The organism is Agromyces sp. Root1464, from assembly GCF_001427265.1.
Taxonomy (GTDB): Bacteria; Actinomycetota; Actinomycetes; order Actinomycetales; family Microbacteriaceae; genus Agromyces; species Agromyces fucosus.
The window spans coordinates 415841-431113 of sequence record NZ_LMFU01000001.1; the positions used below are offsets into that span (position 1 = coordinate 415841).

13 protein-coding genes are annotated in these 15273 nt (G+C 70.6%); 2 read left to right on the forward strand and 11 right to left on the reverse strand.

The genetic code is table 11. The features are described 5' to 3' along the window. Window positions 1-77: 77 nt before the first annotated feature. The 8 genes from ASD23_RS01915 to ASD23_RS01950 all read right to left on the reverse strand — a co-directional run bounded on the left by ASD23_RS01915 (window position 78) and on the right by ASD23_RS01950 (window position 10011). A complete protein-coding gene (locus ASD23_RS01915) occupies window positions 78-1535 on the reverse strand; it encodes an MFS transporter (RefSeq protein ID WP_235507603.1) in 1458 nt (485 codons plus the stop codon). A gap of 88 nt (window positions 1536-1623) precedes the next feature. Continuing rightward, window positions 1624-2973, reverse strand: a complete 1350-nt coding sequence (locus ASD23_RS01920) for a phytase (RefSeq protein WP_082571102.1) — start codon at window positions 2971-2973, stop codon at window positions 1624-1626. A gap of 77 nt (window positions 2974-3050) precedes the next feature. Then, window positions 3051-3881 carry an aldo/keto reductase gene (locus ASD23_RS01925; protein ID WP_056005534.1) on the reverse strand — a complete coding sequence of 277 codons (831 nt, stop codon included), beginning with the start codon at window positions 3879-3881 and terminating at the stop codon, window positions 3051-3053. A 122-nt stretch (window positions 3882-4003) separates the two neighbouring features. Beyond that, window positions 4004-4978 (reverse strand): cyclase family protein, encoded by a 975-nt coding sequence (locus ASD23_RS01930; protein ID WP_056005537.1) that lies wholly within the window; start codon window positions 4976-4978, stop codon window positions 4004-4006. After that, entirely contained in the window at window positions 4975-6366 is a 1392-nt protein-coding gene (locus tag ASD23_RS01935; protein ID WP_082571103.1) for an APC family permease, read from the reverse strand. Before ASD23_RS01935 ends, ASD23_RS01930 begins: the two co-directional genes overlap by 4 nt. Window positions 6367-6442: 76 nt before the next feature. After that, window positions 6443-7234: a slipin family protein gene (locus ASD23_RS01940; protein ID WP_056005542.1), complete on the reverse strand. Its 792-nt coding sequence runs from the start codon at window positions 7232-7234 to the stop codon at window positions 6443-6445. Window positions 7235-7402: 168 nt separating this feature from the next. Continuing rightward, the gene (locus ASD23_RS01945; protein ID WP_056005545.1) at window positions 7403-8599 is read right to left on the reverse strand and encodes a cystathionine gamma-synthase; all 1197 of its coding nucleotides are present in this window, start codon (window positions 8597-8599) and stop codon (window positions 7403-7405) included. Window positions 8600-8643: 44 nt separating this feature from the next. Beyond that, window positions 8644-10011: a cystathionine beta-synthase gene (locus ASD23_RS01950; RefSeq protein ID WP_056005546.1), complete on the reverse strand. Its 1368-nt coding sequence runs from the start codon at window positions 10009-10011 to the stop codon at window positions 8644-8646. A gap of 256 nt (window positions 10012-10267) precedes the next feature. Between ASD23_RS01950 and ASD23_RS01955 the strand changes: the two genes are divergently transcribed. Together ASD23_RS01955 and ASD23_RS01960 are read left to right on the forward strand one after the other, a co-directional pair. After that, the gene (locus ASD23_RS01955) at window positions 10268-10951 is read left to right on the forward strand and encodes a DUF3105 domain-containing protein (RefSeq protein ID WP_056005549.1); all 684 of its coding nucleotides are present in this window, start codon (window positions 10268-10270) and stop codon (window positions 10949-10951) included. Next, entirely contained in the window at window positions 10948-11688 is a 741-nt protein-coding gene (locus ASD23_RS01960; RefSeq protein WP_235507604.1) for a DUF305 domain-containing protein, read from the forward strand. Before ASD23_RS01955 ends, ASD23_RS01960 begins: the two co-directional genes overlap by 4 nt. A 22-nt stretch (window positions 11689-11710) precedes the next feature. Here ASD23_RS01960 and ASD23_RS01965 read toward each other — a convergent pair whose 3' ends face one another. From ASD23_RS01965 to ASD23_RS01975, 3 genes are all read right to left on the reverse strand, one after another. Then, complete coding sequence (locus tag ASD23_RS01965) at window positions 11711-12373, reverse strand: response regulator transcription factor (RefSeq protein ID WP_056005552.1); 663 nt, start codon at window positions 12371-12373, stop codon at window positions 11711-11713. Then, window positions 12373-13668, reverse strand: coding sequence for a sensor histidine kinase (locus ASD23_RS01970; RefSeq protein WP_056005555.1), 1296 nt, complete (start codon window positions 13666-13668; stop codon window positions 12373-12375). Before ASD23_RS01970 ends, ASD23_RS01965 begins: the two co-directional genes overlap by 1 nt. A 179-nt stretch (window positions 13669-13847) precedes the next feature. Next, complete coding sequence (locus tag ASD23_RS01975) at window positions 13848-15272, reverse strand: mechanosensitive ion channel domain-containing protein (protein ID WP_056005558.1); 1425 nt, start codon at window positions 15270-15272, stop codon at window positions 13848-13850. Between the last annotated feature and the right edge of the window lies 1 nt (window position 15273).

Below are 15273 nucleotides of genomic sequence, written 5' to 3' on the forward strand. Positions count from 1 at the left end.
AGCAGCGCACCGAGACATCCGTCAGCCGTATCCGGCCGCCGGCCTTCCGTCAGCCGCATCCAGCCGCCGGCCTTCCGTCAGCTGACGGATGCCTCACCGCGAGGCCGCACGCGCGACGCGAGCAGCACCGCGGCGATCGCGATCGCCGCGGTCACGGCGAAGTCGGCCGCGAACATGCCGGATCCGAGTGCACTCGAGATGAGCGCCGTGATCGCGAGCGCGATGGCCGCACCGAGCGACTCCGAGATCGTCAGCGCCGCGCTGTTGAAGCCCTGCGCCGAGACCGGCGAGAGGGCGAGCACCGCGACCGAGAACCTCGGATACATGAAGCCCATGGCCCCGCCCGCGAGAGTCCATGCGACGAAGGCGATCGCCGGCGCGAGCGTGAACAGCGCGACGACGAGCACGATCACGAGGGAGATCGCGAGCAGGATCGTGCCGATCACGACGGCCTGCGTGTTCGACACGCGATCGAGCCGGCCCTGCAGCCACGACGCCGCGGCCCACGAGACGCCGGCACCGGTCAGCACCGCGCCCGCGAGGCTCGGCGAGAAGTCGTAGTTCTCGATGAACAGGTACGGCAGGTAGATCTCGCTGCCGAAGAATGCGCCGGCCACGATGAGCTTCAGCAAAACGGTCGCCGGCATGCCACGTGCGGCGCTCAGGGTTCCCTTCGGCAGCAGCGGCCGAGCGGCGTACGCGGCGAGGGCGATCGCCGCGATCGCGACGACCCAGCGCCACGGGTCGCCGAGCTCCTTCGAGAGCGACACCCCGAGCGCAGCGGCCGCGGTGAGCACCGCCCAGCCCACGCGGCTGATGCTCCACTCCACCGACGGGTCGCCCTGCACCTGCGAGCGCACGCGCAGCACGGGCGGCAGCATCATGGCGGCGGCGGGCACGACGAGCGCGATGACGCCGAGGAACACCCAGTGCCAGCTGAATGCCTCGGCGACGACGCCGGCGAGCGCCGGGCCGACGATCGAGGGGATCACCCACGCGGCGGCGAAGCCCGCGAAGACTCGGGCGCGCAGTGCCTCGGGGTAGACCCGACCGACGATCACGTAGAGCGGCACGATGACGGCGGCGCCCGACAGGCCGTGCACGAAGCGGCCGACGATGAACACCTCCATGTTCACGGCGGTGCCGGCGATCACGAGGCCGACGACGAACAGCGCCGCTGAGACCAGCAGCGACGGGATCGGCCCGGAACGGTCGGTCCAGTTGCCCGCGATGACCATTCCGATGATGCCCGCGGCGAGCGGCACCGCGAACGCGAGGGCGAAGAGCGACTCGCCGTCGAGCTGCTCGGCCACGAGCGGCATGATCGTCGTGACGGCCATCGCCTCGAATGCGGCGAGGAAGATCAGCGAGAACATGCCGATCGACAGCCAGCGGTACGGCTTCGACAGCGGCCCCGAGGCGGCGACCGGCCCTGCCGGCGCAGCGGATGCCGCGGCACCCGCCACGGTCGAGGCATCCGTCGACTCGTCGACGGTCGAGGGCGGCGCAGGCGTCGGAGCAGTGGGTTCGGTCACCCTGTCGAGCCTACGACTTCAAGGGGACTTGAACTCAAGCGGATGCCCCGGGCGCCGAAGCATCCGCCCGGGGCATCCGTGCGCTCGACTACCGGAACCGCGGGTCGTTGCCCGCCGTGGTGCTGACCTTCAGGTGCAGTGCCTCCGCGACGTCGGCCCAGTCGACGTACGAGAAGTTCGTCGCATCCCGGTCGCCATCGACGCCTTCGCCGGTCTCGGGCTCGTCGTGGGTGACGAGGAGGCCCTCTCGGTAGTCGCCGACGACGCGGTTGGTGACGGCGAGCCCATCGGAGCCGTTGATCTCATCGGCACCGTCGACGCCGTCGATGCCGAACGTGCCGACAAGGCGATTGCGTCCCTGACGCTCGTACACGGCGAAGGTGTCGTCGCCCTGGCTCGAGACGATGAGGTACCCGGTCGCGCCGGGGCCGTAGTAGAGGTCGACGCCCTCGGCGTCGGCTTCGAGCACCGAGCCGCCGAAGCCCTCGTCGTCAGCGTCGACGGGTGCGCACTCCTCGGTCTCGGGGTCGTACGCGTCGTGGACGCCGTAGTCCTTCACCCGGTCGATGAGCCGCGGCTCGGCCGCGCCGAAGGGAAGCTGGATGCGCCAGAGGCCGACATCCTCCTGCGCCGCGTACAGCACGCCGGTGCGCTGGTCGATCGTGAGGCCCTCGAGGTGCGGTTCGATGCCCGGCTCGTCGCAGGGCGTCCAGGTCGTGCCATCGGGCAGCAGGAACGAGGCCGGCATGTCGGTCGTCGCGACGTCGTCGTAGCCGAGCGCGCCGTCGACCTCGACGATGCGAGCGGTCGCGAGGGTCGTGGCGCCCTCCTGCGTGACGACGGCGTACGCGTCATCACCGGCGGCAGGCTGCCACACGGCGAGGCCGTAGGCGGTGTGCCCTTCGTCGACGGTCGCACGGTCGGCGCTGAAGAGGAACGGCTGATCGGCCGCGGTGACCTCGACGAGCGGGGTCTGCGCCTCCGCGCCCCCGGGGTCGATGGTGAAGAAGCGCAGCTGGTCGTTGTACCGGTCGGAGACGACGGCGACGTCGACGAGCTCGCCGTCGAGTTCGACGCCGTAGGCGATGTCGACGTTGTTGTACCGGCCCTCGGTGCCGTCGGCGCGCGGCGCGACCGTGGCCGGCAGCGACTGCAGCTCGTCGGACTCGAGGTCGTAGACGCGGAGGCCGCCCTCCTTCGCCGTGACGATGACGATCGACTCGTCGGCGTCGCCCGGGTGCACCCAGATCGCCGGGTCGTCGCCGACCGCGTTGCCGCCGGCCTCGTCGTCGTAGAGCACCGGCGTCTCGTTGTCGGTCGTTATGACGGCCGGGTCCCCACCGACGGAGCCGGGCGCGGCGGCCCATGCTGCGGGGGCGGCGACGAGGAGCAGGGCGGCGACGGATGCCGTCGCGGCACCCTTCAACAGTGGAGTCATGCGATGAGACTCGCGGATGCCGCGAAACAGCGGCTGGACGCGGGGTGAATTCGGCTCGACGGGACCCGGGCCGCCGCTCAGAACTCCTCGTGCGTGTCGGGGTCCCCGCCCCAGATGCGCCCGCGCGACAACGCGGAGATGGCGTCGACCTCTTCGGTCGTGAGCGCGAAGCCGAAGATGTCGAGGTTCTCGCGCCGGCGCGCGGCATCCGACGACTTGGGGATCGGCACCGCCTCGAGTTCGACGTGCCAGCGCAGCACCGCCTGCGCGGGGGTGACGCCGTGGGCGGCGGCGATCTCGACGATGACCGGCTCCTGCAGCAACTCGGTTCGCTTGGCGAGCGGACTCCAGCTCACGGTGCGGATGTCGTGCTCGTCGTGGAAGGCGCGCAGCTCCTCCTGCGGGAAGTACGGGTGCAGCTCGACCTGGTTCACGACCGGGACGATGCCCGTGCTGTCGATGAGCCGGGTCAGCATCTCGGGCGTGAAGTTCGAGACGCCGATCGCCCGCACGAGCCCCTTCTCTCGAAGGGAGATCATCGCCCGCCAGCTCTCGAGGTACTTGCCGAGGCGCGGCAGCGGCCAGTGGATGAGGTACAGGTCGACCCAGTCGAGATCGAGTCGCATGCGCGACTGCTCGAAGCTCGCGATCGTCTCGTCGAAGCCGTGGTGCTTGCCGGGCAGCTTCGTCGTGATCACGAGATCGCTGCGATCGACGTCGGTGCGGCGGATCGCCTCGCCCACGGCCTCTTCGTTGCCGTAGTTGAAGGCCGTGTCGATGAGGCGGTAGCCGTCGGCGATGCCCGCGGTGATCGCCTCGATGCCCGCCTGGTCGTCGAGCCCGTATGTGCCGAGTCCGATCGCCGGAATCGTGTTGCCGTCGCGGAGTGCGTACGCGGGTGCGATCATCTGTCCATCCTCACGCACGAGAGCACCGGATGCCAGACACGACGCCCCGGAGTCGCCGGTCGAGTAGCGACGAAGGAGCGTATCGAGACCCGCCTCGTGGTCTCGATACGGCGCTGACGCGTCTACTCGACCGATGCCGGTGGCACCTCGGCGAACGCGCGCACCGGGAAGGTGCCGAAGCCCGCGACGCGCGGCGGCACCGCGGTGAAGCGTGCGCCGCGCACCGGCACCTCGTCGAGCGCGGTGAGGTGCTCGATCACGTGGATGCCCGCCGCGAGCAGAATCGAGTGCGCCGGTCGCGTGCCGCCCGACTCGGTGTCGTCGATGTTGAGCGAGTCGATGCCGACGATCGCGACACCGGCGTCGGCGAGATGCCGAGCACCCGCCTCGGTGAGAAACGGCGAGCCGTGCGCGTACTCGGGCAGCCCGAAGTGCCGGCTCCAGCCCGTGTGCAGCAGCACCGCCGTGCCTTCGAGCTCGCGATCGAAGAAGACCTCTGCGGGAATGCCGCGCTCCGCGGCATCCGTCAACCTGAAGACCTCGACCGGGATGCCGACGAGCGTCTCGAGCGGCAGGCTCGCGAGGTCGCCGCCGTCGGCGTAGCGGTGGAACGGGCTGTCGAGGTAGGTGCCGGTGTTGCCGGCCATCGCGATGACGTCGATCTCGAACTCGGTGCCCGGCGCGTAGTGCTCGCGGGACGCCTCGCGCGTGAGGTGCGGAGTGATCACCGGAGCCGGGATGCCCGGATACGTCACGAGCCCCTCGCTGATCACGTGGCTGAGATCGACGAGGCGCCCGCGCTGCGTGCGCTGTGGGTCGCCCTGCGCAGCGGATGCCTCGGCGCCGCGCTCGTTCGCATCGCCGACGACACCGCCGCCGACGCCCCGCGAGCCCTTGTGCGCCTCTTCGACGATCTCGAGGTTCGAGAGCTCGACGCTGCCGACGAGCGCGAGCCCGAGGTGGCGCACGAGCAGCTCGCCGATTTCGGCCTCGCTGAGCTGCGGCGACGGCAGGTCGAGCCGGAACGCCTCGGCGCGCAGCCCTCCCCCGTTGACGAAGGCGATGTCGGCGTCGAAGTGGGCGCGGTACTCGGTCATGCGTGCTCCTCGGAAGCGGGCTGGGCGATCGGTGCTGCGACGGGTTCGCCCCGGCGACGGGCGCGCACGCGGCGCACGACCGTCACGAGCACCGCGGCAGCGGCGAGCACGAGCGGCACCACGAGGTTCGCCCATGCGAGCACGAGGAGCCCCGCGGTCATGATGGTCGCGACGACCGCGAGCCACCAGCCGAACGACCAGCGCTTCAGCAGCAGGGTCGCGGCGAGCATGCCCGCGGCGTAGATCGCCACCATGTTGCTCGTGTGAATGAGGATGAACCCGGTGAGGTCGAGGTCGTTCAGCAGCATGAGCCCGAAGTAGACGACGATCAGCACGCCGGTGAGCGCGAGCGCCCGGCGCGGCACCTCGCCGTCGGCCGCCCCCTTCGCGAAGAACCTCGGCAGGTCGCCGTCGCGCCCGAGCGCGGCGCCGAGCTTGCCGAACGCCGGCAGGTAGGCGTTCATGACGCCGACGGTGACGATGGCTGCGATGATCGCCACGAGCACCGGACCGATGCCGGGCGCGGTCGTCTCGACGAGATCGAGCAAGGGCACCTGGCTGTCGCCCGCCCGATCGCCGAGCACCGCGACGGTGACGAACTGCAGCGCGAGGTAGGCGACACCCACGACGGCCACAGCGATCGCCGTGGCGAGCGGGATGGTGCGCCGAGGGTTCCTGAACTCCCCCGCGATGTGGGTGCCGACCTCCCAGCCGGCGAACGCCCAGACGAAGAGGCTGATCGCGACGCCCACCCCGCTCCAGCCGTTGGGCAGGAACGGTTCGAAGTTCGAGACCTCGACCGCGGGGAACGTGGCCGCCACGACCCCCACCACGACGGCGATCAGCAGGCCGGTCAGCACGAACTGCACCCACCCGGCGACGCGAACGCCGAACCAGTTGATGACGAACGGGGGCACGAAGACGGCGAAGCCGATGATCGGCACGGCCGACCGGTCGATGCCGAGCACCGCGACGACGTACTCGCCGCCGAGCACGGCGAGCACGGGCGCACCCACGCAGACGCCGAAGTAGAACCAGTACCCGGTCATCCGGGCGGCGGTGCCGCCGAGCGCACGGCGAACGAAGCTCGCCACGCCGCCGGCGTCGGGGTAGCGCGCCGAGAGCGCAGCGAATGTGCCGGCGAGCGGAATCGACAGTACGAGCACGGCGGCGACGGCCACGATCGAGGCGGGTCCGGCGGCGGAGGCGGCGAGGCCGGGCAGCACCAGGATGCCGGTGCCGAGCACGCTCGCGATGTAGAGGGCCGTGCCCTGCACGAGGCCGAGGCTGCCGCGGTGCGGGACGGATTCAGGAGTCGCCGAGGCGCCGGATGCCTCGGGGCCGGCTGGAGCCGCGCCGGCGGCGACGGCGGTCTGGTTCGAAGTCACTCGCTCATTCTGGGGTATCCCACCGACACTCACCGCTGGCAGGAATGACACACTTCATCGAAATACTGCCAGCACCTCAGGCGCGCCGCACCTGCGCGACCGCCGCCTCCCGATCGATGAAGTTCGTGAGCTCGCCGATCGAGGCCATGAGCGGCGCCGGGAAGAGGACGAGCGTGTTCTTGTCGACCCCCACCTCGACGAGCGTCTGCAGGGTGCGCAGCTGCAGGGCGAGCGGATGCGACATCATCGTGTCGCTCGCGACGCCGAGCTGCTCGGCAGCGAGCGACTCCCCCTCGGCGGCGATGATCTTCGCCCGCTTCTCGCGCTCGGCCTCGGCCTGCTTCGCCATCGCGCGCTTCATCGAGTCGGGCAGCAGGATGTCCTTCAGCTCGACGAGCGTGACCTCGACGCCCCAGTCGAGCGTCGTGACATCCAGGATCTCGCGGATGTTGGCGTTCAGCGCAGCCGTGTCGGCGAGCGTCTCGTCGAGGTGGTGCTGACCGACGACACGGCGCAGCGTGGTCTGGGCGATCTGCTCGATCGCGGCCTTCACGTTCTCGATCGCGATGACCGACTTCACCGCGTCGGCGACGCGGTAGTAGGCGACGGCCGAGACCCCGACGGTGACGTTGTCCTTCGTGATGATGCCCTGCGACTGGATCGGCAGCGTGACGATCCGCAGCGACACCCTGGTCATCACGTCGACGATCGGGATGATGAACCGGATGCCGGGCTCGCGCACACTGTGCAATCGGCCGAAGCGCAGCACCACGCCGCGCTCGTACTGCTTGACGATCTTCACCGACATGAAGAACAGGATGATCGCGAGGATGCCGACGATGACGAGGGTGATCCAGAACCAGACCATGAGAGCTCATCTCCTGCGGCGCCGGTTCGTACCGTGCGCCTGCTCCCATTCTCCCACCGCGAATGCCTGCCGAGTAGTGGCTGCGGATGCCGGTCGAGGAGCGACGAAGGAGCGTATCGAGACCGCGCGCGGGGTCTCGATACGGCGCTGGCGCGCCTCCTCGACCGGCTACAGGCGGGCGAGCGCCCCGTCGATGTCGGCGAGCAGGTCGGCGACGTCCTCGATGCCGACCGACAGGCGCACGACCGACTCGGGCACCTCGGCCTCGGTGCCCTTCACCGAGGCGTGCGTCATCTCGGACGGGTAGTTGACGAGCGACTCGACCCCGCCGAGCGACTCGGCCAGCTGGAACAGCTCGGTCGACTCGGCGAACCGGCGCGCGGCCTCGCCGCCGCCCGCGAGCGAGATCGAGAGCATGCCGCCGAAGCCCGACATCTGCCGGGCGGCGAGCTCGTGGCCGGGGTGCGACTCGAGGCCGGGGTAGAAGACGCGCTCGATGCCGTCGTGCTCCTCGAGGCGTCGCGCGATCGCGAGGGCGTTCGAGCTGTGCCGCTCCATACGGACCCCGAGGGTCTTGATGCCCCGCGAGGTGAGGAATGCGTCGAACGGGCCCGAGACCGCACCAGCGGCGAACTGCGTGAACGTCACGCGCTCGGCGAGGTCGGCGAGCTCCGTGCGACCGGAGCCGGCACCTGTCACGTCGCCGAGACCCGCACCGAACACGAGCGCGCCGCCGAGGACGTCGGAGTGGCCACCGAGGTACTTCGTCGTCGAGTGCACGACGACGTCGGCGCCGAGCGCGAGCGGTTGCTGCAGCGCGGGCGAGGCGAACGTGTTGTCGACGACCACGAGCACGCCGGCGGTGCGGCCGAGCTCGGCGAGCGCCGCGACATCCGAGATCTTCATGAGGGGGTTCGACGGCGTCTCGATCCAGAGCACCTTCGTCGACGGCTCGATCGCCGCGCGCACCGCGTCGAGGTCGCTCGTGTCGACGGTCGTGTGGCGCACGCCCCAGGCGCCGTGCACGCGGCGGATCAGCCGGTGCGTGCCGCCGTAGACGTCGTTGCCGACGACGACGTGGTCGCCGGGCGCGAGCACGGTGCGCAGCAGCGCGTCTTCGGCGGCGAGGCCCGACGCGAACGACAGCCCCAGCTCGCCGCCCTCGAGGGCCGCGAGCTGGGTCTCGAGTGCGGTGCGCGTGGGGTTGCCGCCGCGCGAGTACTCGTAGCCGCCGCGGAGGCCGCCGATTCCGTCTTGCACGTAGGTCGAGGTCTGGTAGATCGGCGGGATGACGGCGCCGGTGGTGGGGTCGAACTCCTGCCCGGCGTGGATCGCGCGGGTGTCGAAGCGTGCGTGGTCGTGCATGTGTCTCTCCTGAGAAGCGTCTGGTGCAGATGTACGGCGGCCGGTCAGGCCGAGAGGTAGGCCAGCAGGTCGGTGCGCGTGATCACGCCGAGCGCCTTGCCGCCGTCGGTCACGAGCATCGCGGGCGTCGTGCCGAACGACGAGCGAGCGGATGCCACGGGCTCATTGACCCCGATCAGCGGCAGCGACTCCCCTACGACCCCCGAGACCTTGTCGGTGAGCTTGACCTTCCCCGAGAAGACGAGGTCGAGCAGCGCCTCTTCGTGCAGTGCGCCGAGCACCTCGCCGAGCACGACGGGCGGCTCGGCGGTCAGCACGAGCAGTTGCGAGACGCCCGTCTCGGTCATGCGGTCGATCGCCTCGCGCACCGTGTCATTCGGGTGCACGTAGACGAGGGGCGCCGTGCGGTCGGCCTTCGCGGCGAGCAGCTCGGCGATCGTGTGGCCGGCCGGAGCGTTCGAGAAGCCGTAGGCGCGCATCCACTTGTCGTTGAAGATCTTGCCGAGGTAGCCGCGACCGCCGTCGGGCAGGAGCACCACGAACACGTCGTCGGGGCCGGCGGATGCCGCTGCCTTCAGCGCCGCGACGACGGCCATGCCGCTCGAGCCGCCGACCAGGATGCCCTCCTCGCGTGCGAGGCGTCGGGTCATGTCGAAGGACTCGGCGTCGGAGACGGCGATGATCTCGTGCGGCACCGCGGGGTCGTACGCCGTCGGCCAGAAGTCCTCGCCCACGCCCTCGACGAGGTACGGCCGGCCGGTGCCGCCGGAGTACACCGAGCCCTCGGGGTCGGCGCCGATGATGCGCACGCGATCTTCGGACACCTCACGGAGATAGCGTCCGGTGCCGGTGATCGTGCCACCGGTGCCCACGCCGGCGACGAAGTGCGTAATCTCGCCCTCGGTGTCGCGCCAGATCTCGGGGCCGGTGGTCTCGTAGTGCGATCGCGGCCCATTGGGGTTGGAGTACTGGTCGGGCTTGAACGCGCCGGGGATCTCACGGGCGAGCCGGTCGGAGACCCCGTAGTACGACTCGGGGCTGTCGGGCGCGACGGCGGTCGGCGTCACGACGACCTCGGCGCCGTAGGCCGTGAGCACGTTGCGCTTGTCTTCGCCGACCTTGTCGGGGCAGACGAAGATGCACTTGTAGCCGCGCTGCTGCGCGATGAGGGCGAGGCCGACGCCCGTGTTGCCGCTCGTCGGTTCCACGATCGTGCCGCCCGGCTTCAGTTTGCCCTCGCGCTCGGCGGCGTCGATGATGCGGCCCGCGATGCGGTCCTTCGACGAGCCGCCGGGGTTCAGGTACTCGAGCTTCACGAGCACCGTCGCCGAGGTGACGCCTTCGGTGACGTGGTGCAGCTTCACGAGCGGGGTGTCGCCGACGAGATCGACGATGGTGTCTGCGTACTTCATGGTGAGGTCCTTGCTGTCGGCTCGTTCAGCCCGGTCGGCGAACGGGGGCGGCGAACGATCGATCGTGCGCGCGTGCGTGCGGCGTCGGTTTTGTCGGCGTCAGCGACAACACAGCGAGAGGATCACGAGGCCACTCTATCCGGTCGGGCGATCGTGGCGAAGGACCGATCGGATGCCTCGACCCGGCGTTCTCCCAGCCTGAACGCTCGCGCCGTTCATATGATTGAAGCGACAACCATGCGAGAGAGGCCTACGTGTGAGCGCGACCCCGCCCGTTCCCCCCAAGGTGAAGCAGCAGAACACCGTCAAGCAGCAGCGCGCGGCTGAGCGCGAGCGCAAGCTGGCCGAGTTCAAGAAGCGCGAGGCCAAGGCCAAGCGCAACCGGCGCATCGGGATCTGGTCGGCGGTCGTGGGAGGTCTCGCCGTGGTCGGCATCGTCATCACGTCGATCGTGCTGACCCCGCAGCCCGTCTCGTACGGCGCCGGTGGCGACGGATCGAAGATCGAGGGCGTCGAGACCTTCGACAACGGCGCCGGCCACGTCGAGGGCGTCGTCGACTACGCGCAGACCCCGCCCGCCGGCGGCGAGCACAACCAGGCGTGGCTGAACTGCGGCGTCTACGAGCAGCCGGTGCCGAACGAGAACGCCGTGCACTCGCTCGAGCACGGGGCGATCTGGGTCACCTACGACCCCGAGCTGCCCGCTGCCGAGCTCGAGGCGCTGAAGTCGCACCTGCCCTCGACCTACGTCGTGCTCTCGCCCTTCGAGGGCCTCGACTCGCCCATCGTCCTGAGCGGCTGGAACACGCAGCTCGCCCTCGACAGCGCCGACGACGAGCGCATCCCCGCGTTCTTCGAGGAGTACTGGCAGAGCCAGAACGTGCCCGAGCCCGGGGCCCTCTGCACGGGCGCCTACGACGCGCCCGGCAAGGTGTCGTGACGGAGCTCGCCGATCCGGTGAGCCCAGTCGGCGCCGACCACGAGGCTGCCGGCGAACTCGCCGCCGCCCCTGTGCCCGCGCGGCGCCGTGGCGGCCGGGCGGCGGTCATCGCCGTGGCATCCGTCGCCCTCATCGTCGTGGCCGTCGTGGCCTTCTCGATCGGGCGCCTCTCGACCCTCGCCGAGCCCACGCCGTCGAGCACGAGCGCCGAGGCCGGCTTCGCCCGCGACATGCAGGTGCACCATCTGCAGGGCGTCGAGCTCGCCATGATCGTGCGCGACGCGACCGACGACCCCGAGGTGCGACTGCTCGGCTACGACATCGCGACGACGCAGGCGCAGCAGGCCGGCCAGATGTACGGATGGCTCGCCGAATGGGGACTCTCGCAGGCGGGTTCCGAGCCGTCGATGACGTGGATGACGCGCCCCGCGATCGACGGCGCCGCCGGTCACGACGACCACGCGACGGCAGACCCCGGCGCCCACGTGCCCGGCGCGCCCATGCCCGGGCTCGCGACACCGGCTCAGGTGGAAGAGCTGCGCGGCCTCACCGGCGTGGAGGCGGAACGCCGCTTCCTCGAGCTCATGATCGCCCACCACCAGGGCGCGGTCGAGATGGCCGACGCGGTGCTCGCACGCTCGTCGAACGACGTGGTCGTCGCGCTCGCGCAGTCGATCGTCGACAGCCAGACGTCGGAGATCGACCTCATGACCGACATGCTCGCCGAGCGCAGCTAGCCCACCGCTGGAGCTCTCGGCCTCACTCGGCCGAGGCGTTGCCCGCGGCGAGGAAGCGCAGCACCGCGAGCACCCGGCGGTGGTCGTCCGACGAGGCCGGCAGTGCGAGCTTGCCGAAGATCGAGGTGATGTGCTTCTCGACGGTGCCCGGCGAGAGGAACAGCGCGACGGCGATCGCCGAATTGGATCGCCCCTCGGCCATCAGCCGCAGGATCTCGAGTTCGCGGTCGGTGAGCATGGCGAGGGGCCCGTTGGCGCGCCGCCGGCCGAGCAGCGAGGTCACGACCTCGGGATCGAGCACGACGTGGCCGGCCGCGACCTGGCGCACCGACTCGATGAAGGTCGAGACATCCGCCACCCGATCCTTCAGCAGGTACCCGACCCCCTCGGAACTCGCGTCGAGCAGGGTGCGTGCGTACCGCGTCTCGGCGTACTGCGAGAAGAGCAGCACGCCGGTGGCCGGGTGCTCGCGCTTGATGCGGAGCGCCGCGCGCAGTCCCTCGTCGCTGTGACCGGGCGGCATCCGGATGTCGGAGATGACGACGTCCGGAGGATCCTGGGCGACCAGGGCGACGAGACTGTCGCCGTCGCCGACGGCACCGGTCACCTCGACCCCGCGCCCCGCGAGGAGGGCCACGAGTCCGTCGCGGATGATCGCGGAGTCCTCGGCGACGGCGACGCGCATCAGGCGACGACCATGGGCAACTCGATCGTCACGCGCGTCGGTCCGCCCGCGGGACTCTCGACCGTGAGCGTCCCGTCGACCGACCGGGCCCGTCCCGTGAGACCCGCGAGCCCCGTACCCGAACCCGACTCGTCGCGGAAGGCGACGTGGGCGCCCCCGCGACCATCGTCGGCGACCGCGACGACGAGACGGTCCCCACGCTGCACGACCGAGACATCCGCTCGGCCCGCACCCGAGTGCTTCACGACGTTGCCGAGCAGCTCGAGCACGCTGAAGTAGGCGATCGTCTCGATGACCGCGGATGGCCGGCCCGCGATGCGGCAGTCGAGCTCGACCGGCACCGGCGAACCCGCGGCCACTGAGGCGAGCGCAGCCTCGAGCCCCGCGTCGAGCACCGGCGGATGGATGCCCTTCGCGAGGTCGCGCAGCTCGGCGAGCGTCGACGTGGCAGCGGTGCGCGCCGATTCGACGAGTGCCACGACCGTTTCGGGGTCGTCGCCACGAGCGAGCCGTTCATGGGCGTCGCCGAGCGACATGGCGAGCCCGACGAGGCGCGCCTGCGCCCCGTCATGCAGGTCGCGCTCGATGCGGCGCAGGGTGGCATCGGCATCGGTCACCGCGACGCGGCGCGAGTTCGTGAGCTCGATGATGCGCTCTTCGGCGGGCGTGCGTCCGAGCATGCGCGCGATCACGTTTCCGTGGAATTCTGCGAGGCCCCGGTTCACGGCGGGCCAGACGAAGAGGAGGATCAGCACGCCCGCGACGGTGAACACGACATGCATGAGGGGCGTGTCGGCCACGTAGCCGAAGATCTGCACGCGGCCCGGCCCGAGCAGCTGCACGAGCCACTCCGTCGAGAGTCCGGCCCCGAGCGCCAGCACGATCGTGGAACCGGCCCAGCTGAGCACGGCGAGCGGCAGGTGCAGCAGCGGGAAGCCGATGGTTCGCGAGGTGGCGAGACCGCGCATCCGGGTCGCCCAGTCCGCATCGGTCGTACCCGCCGACGGCGAAGGCGGATCGGCGATCTCGAGGCCCAGCTGGTGCCTCGCGAGCCGGATCGAGAGCGTTCCGAGCTTGCGCGAACCGGCCGCGAACGCCTCGGCGATCGAGATGCCGACGTAGCTGAGCGAGGCGATCAGGCCGAGCAGGAAGGCGAACGACAGGTAGCAGAGCTCGAGCATCGCCACGGGCAGCGCCGTCCAGATGAAGGCGAACTCCTTCCAGGTGCGGCGGGCGAAGAGCGCCGTCGCCAGGAGCGGGCGAAGCCCGGCGGGCGCGGTCGAAGTGCGTGACATCTCAGTGATTCCAATCGAGCGGAGGTCGCGACGGGCGGCGGCTCGTCTTCAACCATATTTGCGATCGACTGGCCGCCCGCCCACGGGGCTGTCCCGACACCGGGGAGGGTTCTCCCCCTGATCGCGGTACGATCGCCGCGCCCCTTCGCGGCCCTGCCTCCGCCGGCGTGCCCCGCCCGTCACCGCCCGCCGAGGGCGCCGCGCACGATGCCGGCGGCCGCGAGGGCGTCGGATGCCGCGCGCCGGCGATTCTCGATCGCCTGGCCGATGTCGCGCGCCACCGCCGGGTTCGAGCGCACGATCTCGTCGATCACGGAGAGGGGCATCACGAGGATCGTGCTCACCTCGGCGGCGACCGCGCGCACGAACGACGGCTCGCGGGTGAGCACCGTCTGCCCGACCGACTCGCCGACGTCTGCGGTCCCCGAGTCGATCGCACCGCGATCGGTCACGATCGACAGGGCCAGGCGCCCATCGACGACGACCCTGAGCACGTCGGGCACCTGGTCGGGCTGCTGCACGACCTCCCCGGTGCCGTACCGCTCGAGATGGCACGAGGGCGCCAGTCGCTCGCGGTCGTCGGCGCTGAGCCGGAACGCCGGAGCGATGAGCTCGAGCGCAGCGCTGAGCGCCGAAGGCTCGGCGACGGGGTCCGTCGAGTCGCCGTCCAGTGAGAGGCCGCGACGGCGCGCCGCGTACCAGAGCCAGGCGAGCAGGAGCGACACCGCGTCATCCGCTGCCGCCGGACCGGAGACGGGCACCTCGACCAGGTACTTCGCGGCGCCGAGGTACCTGGCTGCGGGCTGCTCGCCCGACGCCGCCATCGGCAGCCCGCGCGCCACGTCGACGACGAGGTCGATGACCTCGTGCGGCGGGTCGTCGGTCGAGAAGGTCACGGTGGCGATCGCGCGGTGCAGTTCGGTCGGCAGGCTCAGGTTCGTGAACGAGGCGTTCGCGAGCGAGGCGTTCGGCACGATCTGCACGCCGGCGCCCGTGTCGATGTGCACGGCCCGCCAGTTCACCTCGATGACCCGTCCGCGCACGCTGCCGGTGTCGAGCCAGTCGCCGAGCTTGAACGGCTGCTCGAAGAGCAGCAGCAGGCCCGAGATGATGCCGCCGACCGCGTTCTGCAGGGCGAGGCCGATGACGATCGACGTGACGCCGAGCGCGGCGATGAGCCCGCCGACATCCGCGTCCCACACCCAGGAGAAGAGGATCGCGAGGCCGACGACGATGAGCACGAGCCGGCCGAGGTCGACGAAGATCGACGGGATGCGCTCGCGCCAGCTGCCGGGCTTCGCGTTGGCGAAGAGGGCGACGTTGAGGGCGCTGAGCACCAGGAGGATCACGAGGAAGCCGAGCACCGTGGCGACGACCCTCGCCCACACCTGCTCGGCTGGCGACTGGATCGCGAAGATCAGCAGGCCGAAGAGCGCGCCGACCGGCACGACCCAGTTGCGCAGCAGCCGCACCGGACCTGCGGCGGCACTGCCTCGACGCGTCAGCCAGCCGAGCACCTCGGTGAGCACGACGAGCAGCACCGGCACGCCGAGCGCGAGCACGATGCCCCAGAAGAGCCATCCCTCGCCGAAGAGCTCATCCATG